The sequence below is a fragment of the Streptomyces sp. NPDC043878 genome (assembly GCF_056435735.1).
Genome location: NZ_JBWKDW010000015.1, coordinates 187,392 through 202,179, shown reverse-complemented (window position 1 = coordinate 202,179; position 14,788 = coordinate 187,392). Strand labels below are relative to the sequence as shown.

At 71.5% G+C, this 14,788-nt stretch carries 13 protein-coding genes and 1 pseudogene; 3 read left to right on the top strand and 11 right to left on the bottom strand.

Annotated elements, in window-relative coordinates; translation table 11 throughout:
- Positions 1–17 precede the first annotated feature (17 nt).
- Positions 18–1,295 carry an MFS transporter gene (locus AC07AZ_RS22190; RefSeq protein ID WP_478850291.1) on the top strand — a complete coding sequence of 426 codons (1,278 nt, stop codon included), beginning with the start codon at positions 18–20 and terminating at the stop codon, positions 1,293–1,295.
- A 240-nt stretch (positions 1,296–1,535) separates the two neighbouring features.
- Here the strand turns inward: AC07AZ_RS22190 and AC07AZ_RS22185 are convergent.
- The 7 genes and pseudogenes from AC07AZ_RS22185 to AC07AZ_RS22155 all read right to left on the bottom strand — a co-directional run.
- Positions 1,536–1,769: pseudogene (locus tag AC07AZ_RS22185) on the bottom strand (MerR family transcriptional regulator); the annotation flags it as partial.
- A gap of 122 nt (positions 1,770–1,891) precedes the next feature.
- Positions 1,892–4,678: a protein kinase domain-containing protein gene (locus AC07AZ_RS22180; RefSeq protein ID WP_478850289.1), complete on the bottom strand. Its 2,787-nt coding sequence runs from the start codon at positions 4,676–4,678 to the stop codon at positions 1,892–1,894.
- Positions 4,679–4,844: 166 nt separating this feature from the next.
- Positions 4,845–5,687, bottom strand: coding sequence for a class I SAM-dependent methyltransferase (locus AC07AZ_RS22175; RefSeq protein ID WP_478850287.1), 843 nt, complete (start codon positions 5,685–5,687; stop codon positions 4,845–4,847).
- A gap of 174 nt (positions 5,688–5,861) precedes the next feature.
- The gene (locus tag AC07AZ_RS22170) at positions 5,862–6,173 is read right to left on the bottom strand and encodes an SCO5918 family protein (RefSeq protein ID WP_478850285.1); all 312 of its coding nucleotides are present in this window, start codon (positions 6,171–6,173) and stop codon (positions 5,862–5,864) included.
- A 58-nt stretch (positions 6,174–6,231) separates the two neighbouring features.
- Positions 6,232–6,636: a CBS domain-containing protein gene (locus AC07AZ_RS22165; protein ID WP_478850283.1), complete on the bottom strand. Its 405-nt coding sequence runs from the start codon at positions 6,634–6,636 to the stop codon at positions 6,232–6,234.
- A gap of 46 nt (positions 6,637–6,682) precedes the next feature.
- A complete protein-coding gene (locus AC07AZ_RS22160; protein WP_478850281.1) occupies positions 6,683–8,194 on the bottom strand; it encodes a DEAD/DEAH box helicase in 1,512 nt (503 codons plus the stop codon).
- Positions 8,195–8,511: 317 nt separating this feature from the next.
- Positions 8,512–8,715, bottom strand: a complete 204-nt coding sequence (locus AC07AZ_RS22155; protein ID WP_402173310.1) for a cold-shock protein — start codon at positions 8,713–8,715, stop codon at positions 8,512–8,514.
- A gap of 523 nt (positions 8,716–9,238) precedes the next feature.
- On the opposite strand from AC07AZ_RS22155, the gene AC07AZ_RS22150 reads away from it, so the two are divergent.
- A complete protein-coding gene (locus tag AC07AZ_RS22150; RefSeq protein WP_478850278.1) occupies positions 9,239–9,799 on the top strand; it encodes a hypothetical protein in 561 nt (186 codons plus the stop codon).
- Between the two features lie 485 nt (positions 9,800–10,284).
- Here the strand turns inward: AC07AZ_RS22150 and AC07AZ_RS22145 are convergent, their stop codons facing one another.
- Positions 10,285–10,671, bottom strand: coding sequence for a MerR family transcriptional regulator (locus AC07AZ_RS22145; protein WP_478850276.1), 387 nt, complete (start codon positions 10,669–10,671; stop codon positions 10,285–10,287).
- Positions 10,672–11,639: 968 nt separating this feature from the next.
- Here AC07AZ_RS22145 and AC07AZ_RS22140 point away from each other — a divergent pair.
- A complete protein-coding gene (locus tag AC07AZ_RS22140) occupies positions 11,640–12,173 on the top strand; it encodes a phosphatase PAP2 family protein (protein ID WP_478850274.1) in 534 nt (177 codons plus the stop codon).
- Positions 12,174–12,404: 231 nt separating this feature from the next.
- Here AC07AZ_RS22140 and AC07AZ_RS22135 read toward each other — a convergent pair whose 3' ends face one another.
- The 3 genes from AC07AZ_RS22135 to AC07AZ_RS22125 form a co-directional block, all read right to left on the bottom strand.
- Positions 12,405–12,884: an ATP-binding protein gene (locus AC07AZ_RS22135; RefSeq protein WP_478850272.1), complete on the bottom strand. Its 480-nt coding sequence runs from the start codon at positions 12,882–12,884 to the stop codon at positions 12,405–12,407.
- A complete protein-coding gene (locus tag AC07AZ_RS22130) occupies positions 12,881–13,192 on the bottom strand; it encodes a hypothetical protein (protein ID WP_478850270.1) in 312 nt (103 codons plus the stop codon). Before AC07AZ_RS22130 ends, AC07AZ_RS22135 begins: the two co-directional genes overlap by 4 nt.
- A gap of 310 nt (positions 13,193–13,502) precedes the next feature.
- Positions 13,503–14,168 (bottom strand): ANTAR domain-containing protein, encoded by a 666-nt coding sequence (locus tag AC07AZ_RS22125; protein ID WP_478850335.1) that lies wholly within the window; start codon positions 14,166–14,168, stop codon positions 13,503–13,505.
- Between the last annotated feature and the right edge of the window lie 620 nt (positions 14,169–14,788).

Here is a 14,788-nt window from a genome sequence, read left to right as displayed (position 1 = left end):
TGCGTTTGGAGAGATTCGTGCCCACCTCCGCTCTGCCCCAACAACAACCCTCCCCGTCCGCCGCCCCATCCCGGACCGGCCGCGGGCGGCGCACGCTGGGCCGCCCGGTCGCTTTCGCCGCCCTCGCGGTCGTCTTCGTGCTCTTCATGGCCGCCTCCAGCGCGCCCTCCCCCCTCTACGTCGTCTACCAGCAGCAGTGGCACTTCTCCACGACCACCCTGACCACGGTGTTCGCGATCTACGTGCTCGGGATGATCGCGGCCCTGCTGGTGCTCGGCGCCCTGTCCGACCATCTCGGACGCCGCCCGGTCCTGCTGTCCGCCCTCGCTCTCGAAGCGGCGTCGATGGTGCTGTTCCTCACCGCGGACGACGTCGCCCTGCTGCTCACCGCGCGCCTGGTCCAGGGCATCGCCACCGGCGCCGCCATGACCACCCTCGGCGCGGCCCTGGCCGACCTCAACCCCGCCCACGCACCCCACCGCGCCGGCGTCATCACCGGCGCGGCTCCCACCTTCGGGCTGGGCCTGGGCGCGCTGGGCACCGGCTTCCTCGTCGAGTACGGGCCGCACCCCACCCGGCTCGTGTACACGCTGCTGCTGGCCGCCCTGCTGGTGGCCGGGGCCGCCGCCCTGGCGCTGCCGGAGACGTCGCTGCGCCGGCCCGGCGCCGCCCGCTCACTCCAGCCCCGCCTGAGGATCGCACCGCATCTGCGGGCCGACCTGTTGCGCCTGGTGCCGATCCTCGTCGCGAGCTGGGCACTCGGCGGCCTGTACCTCTCGCTCGGACCGTCCGTCGCCGTCGGCCTGTTCGGGCTCTCCAGCCATGTCGTCGGCGGCCTGGTGGTCACCCTGCTGACCGTGCCGGCCTCCCTGACAGCATTCGCCCTGCGCGGCTGGCCCACCTCGCGCACCCTCACCCTCGGCGCGAGCCTGCTGCTGGCCGGTACCGCCGTCGCCCTGACCGGGGTCGAGGAGAACTCCCTGCTCACGGCGGCGACGGGTACCGTCATCGCCGGGGTCGGCTTCGGAGCCTCGTCACTGGCCAGTTTCGGCACCCTGGCCCGGATAGCCGCTCCCGCCGAACGCGGCGAGCTGTTCTCCGTGGCCTTCGTGATCTCCTACCTGTCCTTCAGCGTGCCCGCCGTCATCGCCGGCATCGCCGTCACCCACACCGGACTGCACGAGACGTCCGTCGCCTACGCCGGAACAGTCGCCGTCCTCGCCTCCCTCGCCCTGCTCGCCCAGGCACTCCGCTCCCGCCGCACGCCCCGCGGGGAAGCCTGCCCGCAGACGTGACGGACGCGGGCGCGGTCACGGTTCAACCGGACCACCCAGATCGCCGCCCTGGACACCGGCGGAACACTCTTCTTCGACGACCACAACCCCGAGGTGGCCGCCCGCCCAGCCGGCGACGCTCCTCCGGGTGATCACCGGCGCGGTCCCCGCGACGTCAACGCCGGCACAGGTGGGCGCCGGGGTGGACGGGATGGTGTGCGCACGGTCGCACGAGTGGGCCTCTGGCGGCGTCGAGTCGTGGCCGCGCAGCCTGCGCGGGTGGGCGACCGCGTCGGTGGCCGGGTCGTCCACCAGATGTGCGATCTCGCGCAGTCCGAAGCCCAGCCGCCGGTAGGCGAGCACCTCCCGCAGCCCCTCCACGTCGGCCGCCGAGTAGGCCCGACATCCGGCCGCGGTGCGCGTGGACGGCCGTACGAGGCCGATCTCGTCGTAGGGATGCAGCGTGCGGACGCTCACGTCCGCGAGCTCGGCCACGCGTCCCACGGTCAGGTGCTCTTCCACGCCACCGACCGTCCGGCATGGCGCCACGTGAGGGTCAAGTGCCGCGCTCCTGGCACACGTTGGCCGAGCCGACCGTCCACTCGATCTTGTACGTCTCAGCCCCGCTGGGCGGACTTCAGTGCCGCCAGCAGCGTACGAGCGTCCCGGACGGTGGGATGGGCGTCACCGAGACGTACGGCGACCTCGTCCACGACGCGTTCGGCGTACGCCGTTCCGCTTGGCCCGTCACAGCCGAGCATGGCGTGGGAGACCCTCAGGCGCAGGGCCAGCGGGTGGTCCTCGCCGAGCCGGGAACGTGCTTCCGCGGCGAAGGCGCCGCATTCCCGGCGTACCTGCCCGGTCGGCTTCGAGCCGCCTTCGCGTTCCCAGGCGAGGACTTGGGCTTCCAGGTCGCGGGCCGCGGTGTCGGGGGTGACGGCCTCGGGCGGTGTGTCGCCGGGGTCGTCGCCCGTCGACGTCCCTGCGGCGGCCGCGGTGTCGTCCGGCCGCCGGCCTCGTGTGGGGAGGAGCGTCTCGAGGCGGCGGGTGGCCGGGAGGGTGGCGTGCTCACGGATGAGGGTGGTCGCCTCGGCCGGCAGGGGCGGTGGGGCGTGGCGTTCCGTCTCCGGTCCGAGAGGTGTCCCCGCCGGGTCGGCCGTGAGGGCCGCGGCGACCTCGGCGGGGGTCGGCCGCACGGTCGGATCGACCTGGAGGCACGACCGCACCACCTCTTCGAGTTCGGCGGGCAGACCCGTCAGGTCGGGTGTGCCGTCGCAGATGTTGCTGATCACGGCGAGGACCTTGGTGCCCCAGGGAAGGCGCCCCAGGGCGAGGCGGGCGAGGAGTGTGCCGAGGGAGAACACGTCGCTGGCCGGGGTGAACCGCTCGTGTTCGCGGATCTGTTCCGGCGAGGCGTAGGCGTACGTGCCGGCGAACCCGCTGCGGGGCTCGGTCAGCCGCTCGATCTGCGCGATACCGAAGTCGATGACGCGGGGGCCGTCCTCCGTCATCAGCACGTTGGCGGGCTTGAGGTCGAGGTGCACGATGCCCTCGGCGTGGATGGCGTCGAGCGCGGAGGCTATGCCCGCGCCGATACCGCGGACGGTGGCAGCCTCCAGGGCGCCGCACCGCTCGGCCACCTCCTGCAGCGAGGGCGCGGCCACGAACGGCACGGCCATCCAGGGGGTGTCGCCGCCGGTGTCGGCGGCGATCACGGGCACGGTGAACCGGCCGCTGACCCGGCGGGCCGCCTGCACCTCGTGCGTGAACCCCTCGCGGATCGAGGAGTTCGCCGCGTACTGCGCGTGCAGGGTCTTGACCGCCACCATGACGCCGTCCGGATCCTGGCAGAGGTAGACGCGGCCGAACCCGCCCTCCCCGACGCGTTCCAGGACCTCGTAGGACCCGAAGGCCGCCGGATCCTCCACCGCCCGCGCAGGCGTGGCCCGCCCTGCCTGCCGCCACTGCCCCAGGGCCTCGGCTCCGGCGTGGACGGCCGTGGCACCGCCCGGGCCGCGCGCCGGAGCGGACTCCCGCGCCTGCTGCTCGTCGTCCACCACGACGATCGACACCACGTGGGGTGTGCCCTGCCGAAAGGAGTACGCCTGCACGTGGACGTCGCCGGCGCCCTCGTGGGAGACGTAGACGCCGAGCAGCCCCAGCCGCTCGCACAGGGCGATCTCCTCGGGTCGCGGCCGGCGGTCCGCACGGGCGAAGTAGAAGGCGCGGGCCTCGCACCCCTGGTCGGCCACGCGCTGGATCACGCCGAGCCACTGCTCGACACTCACCTTGTGCGGTCGCGGACCGTCGCTGCCGTCGCTGCCGTCGCTGACCGGGAAGACCCGGGTGAGGGGCCGGGCGGGGGCTTCTCGGGCCAGCAGCCCGAAGGCCGTGGAGGGTGCCGCTTCCACCTGCCGGGCCAGCAGGGTTCCCGCCGTGTCACTGATGTGGAGTGTGGTCTTCCGGGTGGCCTGGGCGAGTCCGTCCCGTTGCTGGGACAGCGTGGCGTACTCGGGCGAGCCCGGGCCCTCGCCTCTCAGCTCCATGCACGCGAGCACCTTGTCGAAACAGGCCACTGCATGGTCCAGGTCGTCCGTCCGCACGGCCGCCTTCGCTCCCGCGACCAGTGCTCCGAGCGTCCGGTCGCTGCCCGCCCCGTACAACTGCTCGCATTTCTCGACGACATGGCCGTACATGCGGCTCGCCCGCGCGAGGTCGCCGCTCCGCTCGACCTCCGCAGCCGCCGCGAACAGGTCCTCCAGGCTGTCGTGCCCCCGCTCGTGACCGAAGGGAAGACCGCCGGCGAGTTCCGCATAGCGTTGGCGGGCGATGCCTGCGAGTTCATGTCGAGCGCCGAGCTCGCGCTCGGCGGTCTTCAGCATCCGGGTGAAGGTGCGCAGCGCGGCGGCGTTGTCGCCGGCCCGCTGCTGCCAATGGCCCATGTCGCCGAGCAGGTTGAGTGCGGCCTCGGTACGGCCCTCCTGCTCGGCCGAGCGGTGCATCTGCTCGTAACGGCGTACGGCTTCCTCGGGCCGCCCTGCCCGGCCGTGCCAGTGGGCGAGTTGGTGACGGGCCAGTCCGGTGTCCACATGGTGAGGCCCCTGGAGTCGCTCGCGGTCGGACAGGAGCTGCGCGAACAGCTGCACCGCGCCCTCATGGTCGCCCGACTCCCCTGTCCAGTGGGCGAGTTGGTGTCGCAGAGCCAGGGTGGCGGGGTCGTCGGGCCCGGGTGCGGTTGCGGCGCGGACGAGCAGTTCGCGATACCGCTCCACCGCCTTGCCGCGCCTGCCCTGCCGGCCGTCCTGCTCGGCCCGGGCGCTTCCCTCCCGTAGCCGCGCGAGCACCTCAGCTGTCGAATCGCCGGACTCCGGCGTGGAGTTGTGCCGCCTGCCGATCCAACGCATACGGGCCCCCGTGGCTGTCGATCGGCCGCCGTCCGGCCCTGCCGGCAGACCGGATGAGCAGCCCTTGGAGGGCAAAATACCGTTCCCCACTGGTGAGCGGGGGTGAGCTGCGGATCCCTTGCCGTTGACCAGCGCCGCCCCGAACGGTGTCGGGCGGACCGGCGGTTCACCCGGTCGATCTGGCCCGTGCCGCTTCCCGGGGTCTGCGTCCCCAGACAGTGAGCATTCCGGCTGACAGCGCGGCGCACTCCTCGGAGTCCAGGTAGCGGACCGCCGTGTCGATGGCCGCATCGTCGACCAGGCCGGTGGCGAGCATCGCTCCTCTGCTGCGCTCCCAGGTGTCCGCCCAGAAGCGGCTGATGGGGCTGCCCGCGAGGAGCGGTGGCACATGGATCTCGGCGGCTACGGGCACCAGCCCCGCCCCGCGCAGCAACTGGGGGTACGACGGCACCCAGGAGACATCGGTGCCGATGCTCGCCCGCAGCCCCTGCCACATCGCCCGCATCACCGCGGTGTAGGGCGTACGGGGCGTCTGCTCGCTCGTCAGGTCGACCGCGTCGCTGAGCACCAGCACACCGCCGGGCGCGACGCGTTCCGCCAGGGATGCGATCAGGCGGTTGTACTCGGGCAGGTGCATCAGTACGAAGCGCGCATGCACGAGCTGGAACTGGCCGGGCACGAAGTCCGCAGCGGTGATGTCGGCTTCCAGCACGTCGAGCCCGGACACGGGCCGCCCGGTGAGGAAACGTACGTCGCGGTCCACGGCGAGCACGCTCGCCACTCCGGCCTCGTCCAGCAGCCGGCGGGATACCGTGCCCGTGCCGGCGCCCACGTCGAGGCAGCGCCATCCCGGGCCGACGCCCAGAGCCCGCAGCCGCGCCATGGTGATGTCGTCGTAGGCGAGGGCGCCGAAGTCGATGCGCTCCCCTTCGCCCGCCTGTCCGGGTGGGAAGACGGCCTCGCCGTAACGGCCGCCGTCCGGCGCGTGGTCGTCGTCGAACGATTGCATGGCCGGACCTCTTCACGCGGTGGGGCGGTGCCGGGGCGGCTGCTCCTTCAGAAGCCGCCGCCCACTGATCCTCCACCGGCGGCTGCACGCACGGCCGAGGCGCGCCGCGGGTGAGTCGATCGGCCCAGGGGATGCGGCTCAGCTCGCTCGCGTCCGCACCCCCGGCACCTGAGGTCAGGCTGCCACAGAGGTGCCGAGCATCTCGGAAGCCAGTTGCACCGGGGTGAGAACCTGTGCGGGCGCGACGGCCTGCGGAAGGCCACGGCAGGTGAAGCCGAGCTGCGCCATGGCCCGGAGGACTTCGCCGGCGCTGAAGTCACGGCGGTCCTGGCGTGTGATGACCTGACCGACCTGCTTGACGGGGTAGACCCGGCGACCGATGATCACGGACTCGCCGGAAACCTTCTCGGGCTTGACGCCCTTCATCGATTCCAGGACGCCGATCTTGGTGAGGTCGAACGGGAAGCGGGCGATGACACAGCGCATGATGCCTCACAGGGAGAGGGACGAAAGGTGGAGTGGTGCTTCCGCGGTGGTCGGCGGTTCAGCCGGCGAGGGCGAGGACACCCGGAGGGCTGCCGTGCGCGTCGACCACCGGCAGGGCACCGGGCTTTCGGCAGCGCATCGCGTACTGGGCTTCCGCCATGGTGGTCAGGGGCGAGGTGAACGGCCCCCGGTCGCCGAGGACGTCCCGCAGCTGGAGACGGTCCGTGTAGGCGGAGCCGTCGCGGACCGCGGTGAGCTGGGCGTGGGTGACCAGTGCGGTGCACGCGCCGTCGTCGTCGCAGACGAGCAGGTGCCGGGTTCGGGCACTGACCATGATGGACAGGGCCACCTCCACGGTCATGTCGTCGAGAACCTGTGGTCCGGCGGTTTCCATGGCGTCGGCGACCTTCCCGTGTGCGGGGGTGGCATTCGCCGAGTGGGGCTGCGTCTGAACCAGCGTCAAGCGGTGCCTCCTGCAGAAGTGGGCCAGTGTCCTGATCACGAGGTCTTCACGCCGCCGCGTCGAAGGAGGACTGCCGCCCGGCTCCGCGCCGGGCAGCCGCGGCGGGGCTGCGACGACCGCGTGAGGACGCGCTGCGCTGACGCCGCTCGACCACCGGAGCGGTGATCGTCACGGGGATGCCGGAGGGGGCCTGGGCGCCGGTGATGCGGCTCAGTTCCTCTTCACCGGCGCGGACCTGAGTGGTCTGGGGCACGATGCCGGCGGCGGTCATGAGCCGGGTCATGTCCCGGCGCTGCCCCGGGGTGACGAGGGTGACGACGCTGCCGGACTCGCCCGCACGGGCCGTACGGCCGCCGCGGTGCAGGTAGTCCTTGTGGTCGGTGGGCGGGTCGACGTTGACGACGAGGTCGAGGTTGTCGACGTGGATGCCACGGGCGGCGACGTTCGTGGCCACGAGCACGGTGACGTGCCCGGTCTTGAACTGCGCCAGGGTGCGGGTGCGCTGCGGCTGGGACTTGCCGCCGTGCAGGGCGGCGGCCCGGACACCGCTGTTCAGCAGGTCCCTGGTCAGCCGGTCCACGGCGTGCTTGGTGTCCAGGAACATGATCACGCGGCCGTCGCGGGCGGCGATCTCGGTGGTGGTGCGGTGCTTGTCCGCGCCGTGCACGTGCAGCACGTGGTGCTCCATCGTGGTGACGGCGCCCGCGGAGGGGTCGACGGAGTGGACGACCGGGTCGGTGAGGTAGCGGCGCACCAGCAGGTCGACGTTGCGGTCGAGGGTGGCGGAGAACAGCATCCGCTGGCCCTCGGGCCGGACCTGGTCGAGCAGGGCGGTGACCTGTGGCATGAAGCCCATGTCGGCCATCTGGTCGGCCTCGTCCAGGACGGTGATCGCGACCTGGTTCAGCCGGCACTCCCCGCGGTCGATGAGGTCCTTGAGCCGGCCCGGCGTGGCGACGACGACTTCGGCGCCACCGCGCAGCACGTTGACCTGCCTGCCGATCGACATCCCGCCGACGACGGTGGCCATGCGCAGCTTCACCGCGCGGGCATAGGGGGTGAGGGCATCGCTGACCTGCTGGGCGAGCTCACGCGTCGGCACGAGGATCAGGGCCAGCGGCTGGCAGGGCTCGGCGCGCTGTCCGGCGGTGCGGGCCAGCAGGGCCAGGCCGAAGGCGAGGGTCTTGCCGGAACCGGTGCGGCCACGGCCCAGGACGTCGCGGCCTGCGAGGGTGTTGGGCAGGGTCGCGCCCTGGATCGGGAAGGGAACGCTCATGCCCTGCGTACTCAGCGCGGCCAGCAGCTGCGAGGGCATGTCGAGATCGGCGAACGCCTCGACCGCGGGCAGCGCGGGAGTGATCGTTTCAGGCAGGGCGAACTCGCCCTGCACCGCTGCGGACCGTCGACCCTGGCCGCCGGAACGGCGCGGGCTCCCGGAACGGCTCGCGGCGGGCGAGCCGAAGCGGCCTCCTTGCCGCGAACCGGCGCCGGAGCCGAAAGCGGGGCCCTCGGTCCGACGGGGGCGGAAGGAGCGACTGTTCGTACGTGTGGGGTTCATGGAAAACCTTCCTTGATACACGGCACGTACCAAGGAATTCCCGCAGCGGAAATTCAGCGCGGGGAATCACAAGCACGGACCGGATGGAATGCGAAATGAAATCTGATGTGCAGTAAATTCGGCGTGGCACGCCACGGGCGAAGTTCGTGACGGCCCGTGGACGTGACACTCCGGACGCCGATCGGTTGCGGCTCCGAGGAGACGTGACCCCTGGAGAGGCGCGAGCGGTGTTCAGGTGACACCGCTGCACGAGAAATTCGCAGCTGGGGCCCGCACCCCGAGGGGTGCGGGCCCCAGCTGCGAAGTGTGCGTCAGCGTCAGGCGAGAGCGATGTTCTCGGCCATCGGGCCCTTCTGGCCCGACGCGATGTCGAAGGTGACCTTCTGGCCTTCGAGCAGCTCGCGGAAGCCCTCGGCGGCGATGTTCGAGAAGTGGGCGAACACGTCGGCGCCCCCACCGTCCTGCTCGATGAACCCGAAACCCTTGGCCGCGTTGAACCACTTCACGATGCCTGATGCCACGATACAGCTCCTTTGGGGCAGAACAACCGGGCCCCGCGAGGCGCGGATACCGGGTCGCCGCGATGATGCCCCGTCCGGAAAGTGACCGGCAATACGAAAAAGCTTTCAACGGCCGGGAAATGCACCGGCGAAGATGCTTGATTTTCGGGAACCACAACTGCAACTGAGATCGACAGTAGCACGATGTAGCGGCCCAGGTACGCCGAATATCCCCACCCTGTCGGATGCGGTAAATACACTCCCCGCGCGGTACGCCAAATACTTACCCCGCCGTCACAGATATTGAGCCACGGCGTGGTCGCGGTCGGAAGGCGGGTAAGAAGGAAGGCGACGAGGGCGTGTTCAAATTCGGCAGAGGGGAGGTGCCGCGCAGTCCTTCACCGGAGCTCTCGCCGCCGTGTTGACTCCGGCCCCGTGTCCCGCCGCCAATTGGGCCTCCGGAAGCCGAGTAGATCGGCCTGCCGTGGGAAAGATCAGGGCTTCCGAATGGGCACCACCCCTCGCCTACCCGCAAGGATCGCCGATGCTTCCTGAGGTCCGACCGCATGTGTCCACCCCCCTCACAGACCAGTTGGAACACCGGCTGGACCTGGTCGCCGACCTCGAAGCCGGGCATCTCGACGTGGAGTGTGTCGCCGGCATCGCCGTCGTCGCGGCCGCCCACTCCGGTGGTTACGCGGCCATCGGCCATCTCCTCGGGCTGTTGGCCGCGCTGCCTGCTCCCACCGCGGCCGGAGAACGCTTCTGGTCCAACCTGTGGAGGTCCTCGGGCACCGCCTACCTGCTGCCCGCCAACATCAAGGCCGAGATGCTGCAAGCCCTGGCAGGCGAAGGAACCGCCCTGGCCCGACAGATCCTCTCGGCCGTCGATGAGATGACCCCGCCGCAACGTGTCGCCGCAGGGGAAGTGATCGGTCAAGCCCTCGTCGAGTCCGACCGTCTTCCCGACCTGAAGCCACAGGTCCTCGGGGAACTGTGGCTCCGGGATCTCGAACTGACCGCCTGGCACGTCCTGCACGCCGACCGCAGGTCGGATGATCCCGCCGGACGAAAGGCGTTCCTCGACGCCTGGTCGAGCGTCTGAGCGTTCACTCCTCCGACAACAGCAGCACCGCCCTTACGGCGCCCGAGTCCCCGAACGGCGCACTCCCCCGGCCTCGTCCAGGCATCCAGGGCTGCTGGGCGGGTCGCAGTGCGGGAGGCGATCGGCGCCGTAGCACTGTCACCGCAGTGGGAGTAGCCGGTCCGCCCGCGAAGCCGTCCACGGCGGCCTCCGGGCGAACCGGACGGCCGGGTCAGGGCAGAGCGGTGATGTGGACGGCGGCGCGGGACCGGTTGTGTGCCCAGCGCTTGACGTCGGCTGTGTCGTGGAGGAGTTCGGCGGCGCGTTTGCCGACGTGGGACGGACGGTGCATTGGGGCCGTTGGCGCGGGCGGCGCGGGTGATCGTGGGCGGGTGGCGTTCGTGGGCCTGGCGCGGCCCGGCCGCCTGTCATCGTTCTTCCCAGGTCCGCCCGCAGGCCGGCCTCGGGGACATGGAGACGACCGGGAAGCCGGACGCGGGGACCCGTTACCGCGCCGCGCGTGGTGCGGGAGCGGTGGCGGACGTGGCGTGGCGGAAGCGCCCGGCCGGTGGATCGGCCGCTTGGCCGGCTCGGGCGTAGGCGGCGTTGAGGCGCTGGGCTTCTTCGAGTTGGTCTTCGAGGATGACGATGCGGCAGGCGGCCTCGATGGGGGTGCCGTGGTCGACGAGTTCACGGGCGCGGGCGGCGATGCGCAGCTGGTAGCGGGAGTAGCGGCGGTGGCCGCCCGGGGAGCGCAGCGGGGTGATGAGGCGGGCTTCGCCGATGGCACGCAGGAAGCCCTGGGTGGTGCCGAGCATCTCGGCGGCCCGGCCCATGGTGTAGGCGGGGTAGTCGTCGTCGTCGAGACGGCCGTAGGAATCGTCTGCTGTCATCGCACCTCTTCGTGGAATGCGTCGAGGGGCCCTGGTGCCGTACCGGCACCAGGGCCCCGAAGGAACTGTTACACCATCTGCCGGCCCTCGTGCTGCGCCGGCCCTCTGTTTCCGCGGACCCGGCCTTGATGCTGCCGGGGATGCGGGGATCGCGGATGCGTGACCGGAGACCACCTCACTATCGATGTCCTGCGGTACCCGGACCAGTTGTTGCCGTCCGGGCGATCCTGATGGCGTTCCACTCCTCCGTTCTTCCCTCTGAATCAATCACTTGCCGTACGGGTACTACTCACTGCTGGTACTGCGAACTGCTGGTACTACTCACTGCTGGTGGCCTCGCACAAGCGCCACACTTCGGCAGCCAGCCCCGTCGCCCGTCCTGCACCTGCTCTGGCTTGGAACCCCACTGCCGAACCTCCCGGTGCGCGCGTCCGCAGCCAGACGCCTTCACCCGGGGAACCACTCGGAACTGCGCTGCTGGTACCGCGGTCCTGCTGGTGGCGGCCCCTGATCACTGCGGGCCACCCGGTCCGGTCGTCAGTCCCGTCGCCGTCCTGCACCTGCTCTGGCTTCGAAACTCCACCACCGCACCGCCATGCACACTGCAACTGCGTACTGCTGCCCGGCAGTTCATCTCTGCCGGGCCCTTCTCGATCTCGGCTACGAGAGAAACCATAACCGCACGATCAGCCAATGTCTACTCCGGCCAGGACAGATTTTCGCGTGCCCGGCAGCGAGGTAGTCGCCACCGGGCGTGACAAGGGCGCTTTCCCGCAGACTGGGGCCCGAGGGGCGGTCAGATCCGCGGTCACCTTCCGCACGAAGCTGCTCCGCGAAGGGCAGCGGGCCGGCGCCTGGGGGCGTCCGCCTCCGGGAGGCGGAGGCGGATCGTCCCGCGTCGGACCCGTGCCTCGGCACGTCGGGAACCGCTTCGGTGTGAAGAGCGCTCCAGCGGATACGGGCAGTTCATGAACTTGCTGAAGGGTCTGCGGGAAGCCGACCGCGTGGTGACGCAGCAGGCTGCGTCCCGCATCCCCACGCGTGTGGCCAAGGCGTTGTCCGGTGTGGAGGAGGCCGCGGAGAGCACGAAACTGTGGTGCGGTGCCGCGGCGGTGATGGCCGTGTTCGGTGGGCGGCGCGGCCGTACCGCGGCAGCCGCGGGGCTGGCCTCCCTCGCGATGGCGCAGGTGGTCGCCAACGGTCTGGGCAAACGGCTGGCGGACCGTCCCCGGCCGCCGAAGGAGTGGATCCCGCACGACGAGGTCCACGACCGCCCCGACTCCTCCTCTTTTCCCTCGGGCCACACCGCGGCCGCGGCCGCCTTCACGGCGGGCGTCGCTCCCGCCTGGCCGGCCGCCGCCCTGGTCTGTGCGATCCCGGCTGCCATGGTGGCCGTCGAGCGCGTACAGTCCGGCGCCCACTACCCCAGTGACGTCGCCGCAGGCGCCGCCATCGGCCTGGCCAGCGCCAAGCTCGTCGTTCGGCACGTTCGCCGCTCTTGACCGGCTTGCCGAAGGCACACCCCCGTAACCCGACCGTGCACACCGGCAACGGGACGAGCTGTGCACACAGGCAGCGGGACGAACCGTGCACACCGGCAGCAAGACGAAGGGTTCTGCTTCCTCGCCCCGTCAGCGCCGCCTCGTCTCCGCTGCCTGCCCCGACACCCTGCCCGCCTCGTCTCAGCCCCGTGCCGTGCGTCACGACGGGGCGAACGTCGCCTGGTCGCGACACTAGAGCGGGTCGTGCCCGGCGACGGCGCCGCCCGGGCTGTCCAGCAGGGCGATACGGGCCGTGATCCGCTTGCCGACCGGCCTCCGCTGCGCCTCGAACCCCTGGGCGACACTCATCACGATCTCCAGGCCGTGCTGGCCCACCCTCCCCGCATCCGCGGCGCGGGCCACCGGCAGGACCGGGCTGGAATCCCACACCTGCACCTCGGTCATGCCGTCGGTGATGCGCAGATCCAGCAACACCGGGCCCGGCGCGTACTTGCAGGCGTTGGTGACCAGCTCGCTCACCACGAGCTGCGTGACGTCCATGGCCCAGCCGGAGACCGGCAGGCCGTGCTCGGCCTGCACCCGGGTCAAGAAGTCCGCGGCCATGTGGCGGGCGCGGGCGATGTCCGCGCCGTCGCCTTCCAGGGCCACGGTCACCTGCGGAGCCTGCTCGTCGGGGACGACGCCGTCCTCACCCGCAGGCAGGGAACTCATCGCCGGGCCGCGGATCGGCGCCGACGTATGCCAGGTGGGAGCCGTAAGCGGAGGGGCGGGCGACACGGACCGGGCGCATGCCGGGGCGTGCGGGTGATGGGCTCGCCGACGACCAGTTCGGCGTCCGGCGCCAGCGCGGCCGCCTGCGCGGGGCCGTGCTGCCGGGCGCGGGCGAGGAAGGCGCGCGGAGTGCGGCGCGCGTCGGCGGCGCGAATCGCGCCGACATCCCACGCCACGCTGGAACCCAGCGTGGCGTCCTCACCCGTGCCCTGCTCATCGGCCGCCTGCTTCATAAGCGGGATGATCATTTAGGGCTCTTTCGTTGTGTCAGCCACCGGTGAACGGCTATTCGCCCGCGCTTACCCGGAAACCGGCCCTCCACACCAGGGGGCTGGGTCCTGCCGCCCACCCTTCCGGTGGCCTGTCGTCGAGCACCACCGGGCCGGAAGGGGACCGCGACCCACGGCCCCGCACGACCCGCGATCCCCGCCGGCGGGTCGACACGCACGGAAGCGGACAGGTGCGCCCTCCGTCACCTGCCCGCCCCGCCCCATGCCGCCCCGCGCGGTGCGCTCCCCGTGCGGGCGGACCGCTCGGCTCAGGGTCAGGCCGGAGCGGTCAGGCCGGAGCGACGCTCTCGGTCCGGACGCGCTGGGCGACGTCGCGCAGTTTGATGTTGTGGTCCTGGGAGACGCGGCGCAGCACGTCGAAGGCGTCGTCCTCGCTCAGGCCGTGGCGCTCCATGAGGATGCCGAGCGCTTCACCGATGGCGTGCCGGCTTTCCATCGCGTGTTCCAGCTGGTCGATGGTGCGGGCGCTGTCCAGCGCCACCGCGGCGTGCGAGGCCAGCATCCAGCCCGCCGTCTCGATGTCCTTGCCGAACGCTCCGGGACGGCGTGCGTACAGGTTCAGCGCACCGAAGTCGTCGTTGTCGGTGTAGAGCAGGACACCGGTCATGCTGCCCATCCCGAGCCTGCGGGCCTCCGCGGCGAAACGCTGCCACGTGGGCTGCGGCTGCCGCATGTCCTCGATCCGGTACACACGGCTGCCGTCCTTGCGGCGGGCCAGGTCGAAGCAGGGCCCCTCGCCCAGCTCCCCCTGCAGCCGGTCCGCCTCCCGCACCATCCCGCCGCAGGCCGCCAGCGTCACCGCCCGGCCCTTGCGCACCGCGAGGATCCCCGCCTCGTCGCAGCCCTCCACCAGCTTCACCGCCGACGCCGCGATCTCATCCAGCGTCGCCTGAACCGAATCCTGCGCCAGCAGATCCCGCGCCAGCCCAGCCATCTGCTCGGCGAACTCCCGCCACTCCACCGCCACCGCCACCACCCCTCCCCATTCACGACTCCGCCACAGTATCCCCGGCGTCTTCACCTCTCAGTGGGCACCTGTGCCGGGCATGGGCAGACCTGGGGCGGTTCCAGGCGTCCGCGGCCCTGATCTGCGGGTGTCGCGCGTACGTTGCCTCGCAGGTCAGCCCGCGCGTCAGGCGCTGACGCCTCCGTTCCGGCGGGCGCCGCCTCGGACCCGGTCTGCAAATGAGGGCGATGCTCTGTGGCGGTCCGCGCGGGAGATGTCCTCGACGTCGAGACCGGTGAAGGCGTGCGCACCGTGCATGTCGTCGTGCCCGGGTGTGCGGCGGGAGCGTGCGGCACCCGGCAGGCCACCGCGCCGTATGGCTCGGCGGGTCCGTCAAGGCATGACCGCGGCAGGGCCCGGCGAGTCGCCCACCGGCCGATGCCCTGGCCCGTGACCCGGTCGGGGGCGGCGGCATCGACGCGGTGACCTGCGAGCGATCCGCGAGCCCCGAGGGTGGGTGCCGAGGGCGAGGGCGCCGCGGGCAGTGCCGGAAGGAGTCCCCACAGGCCCCTTCCGGCCCCGGTGCGCTCCCCTTCTCCCCTTCGGAG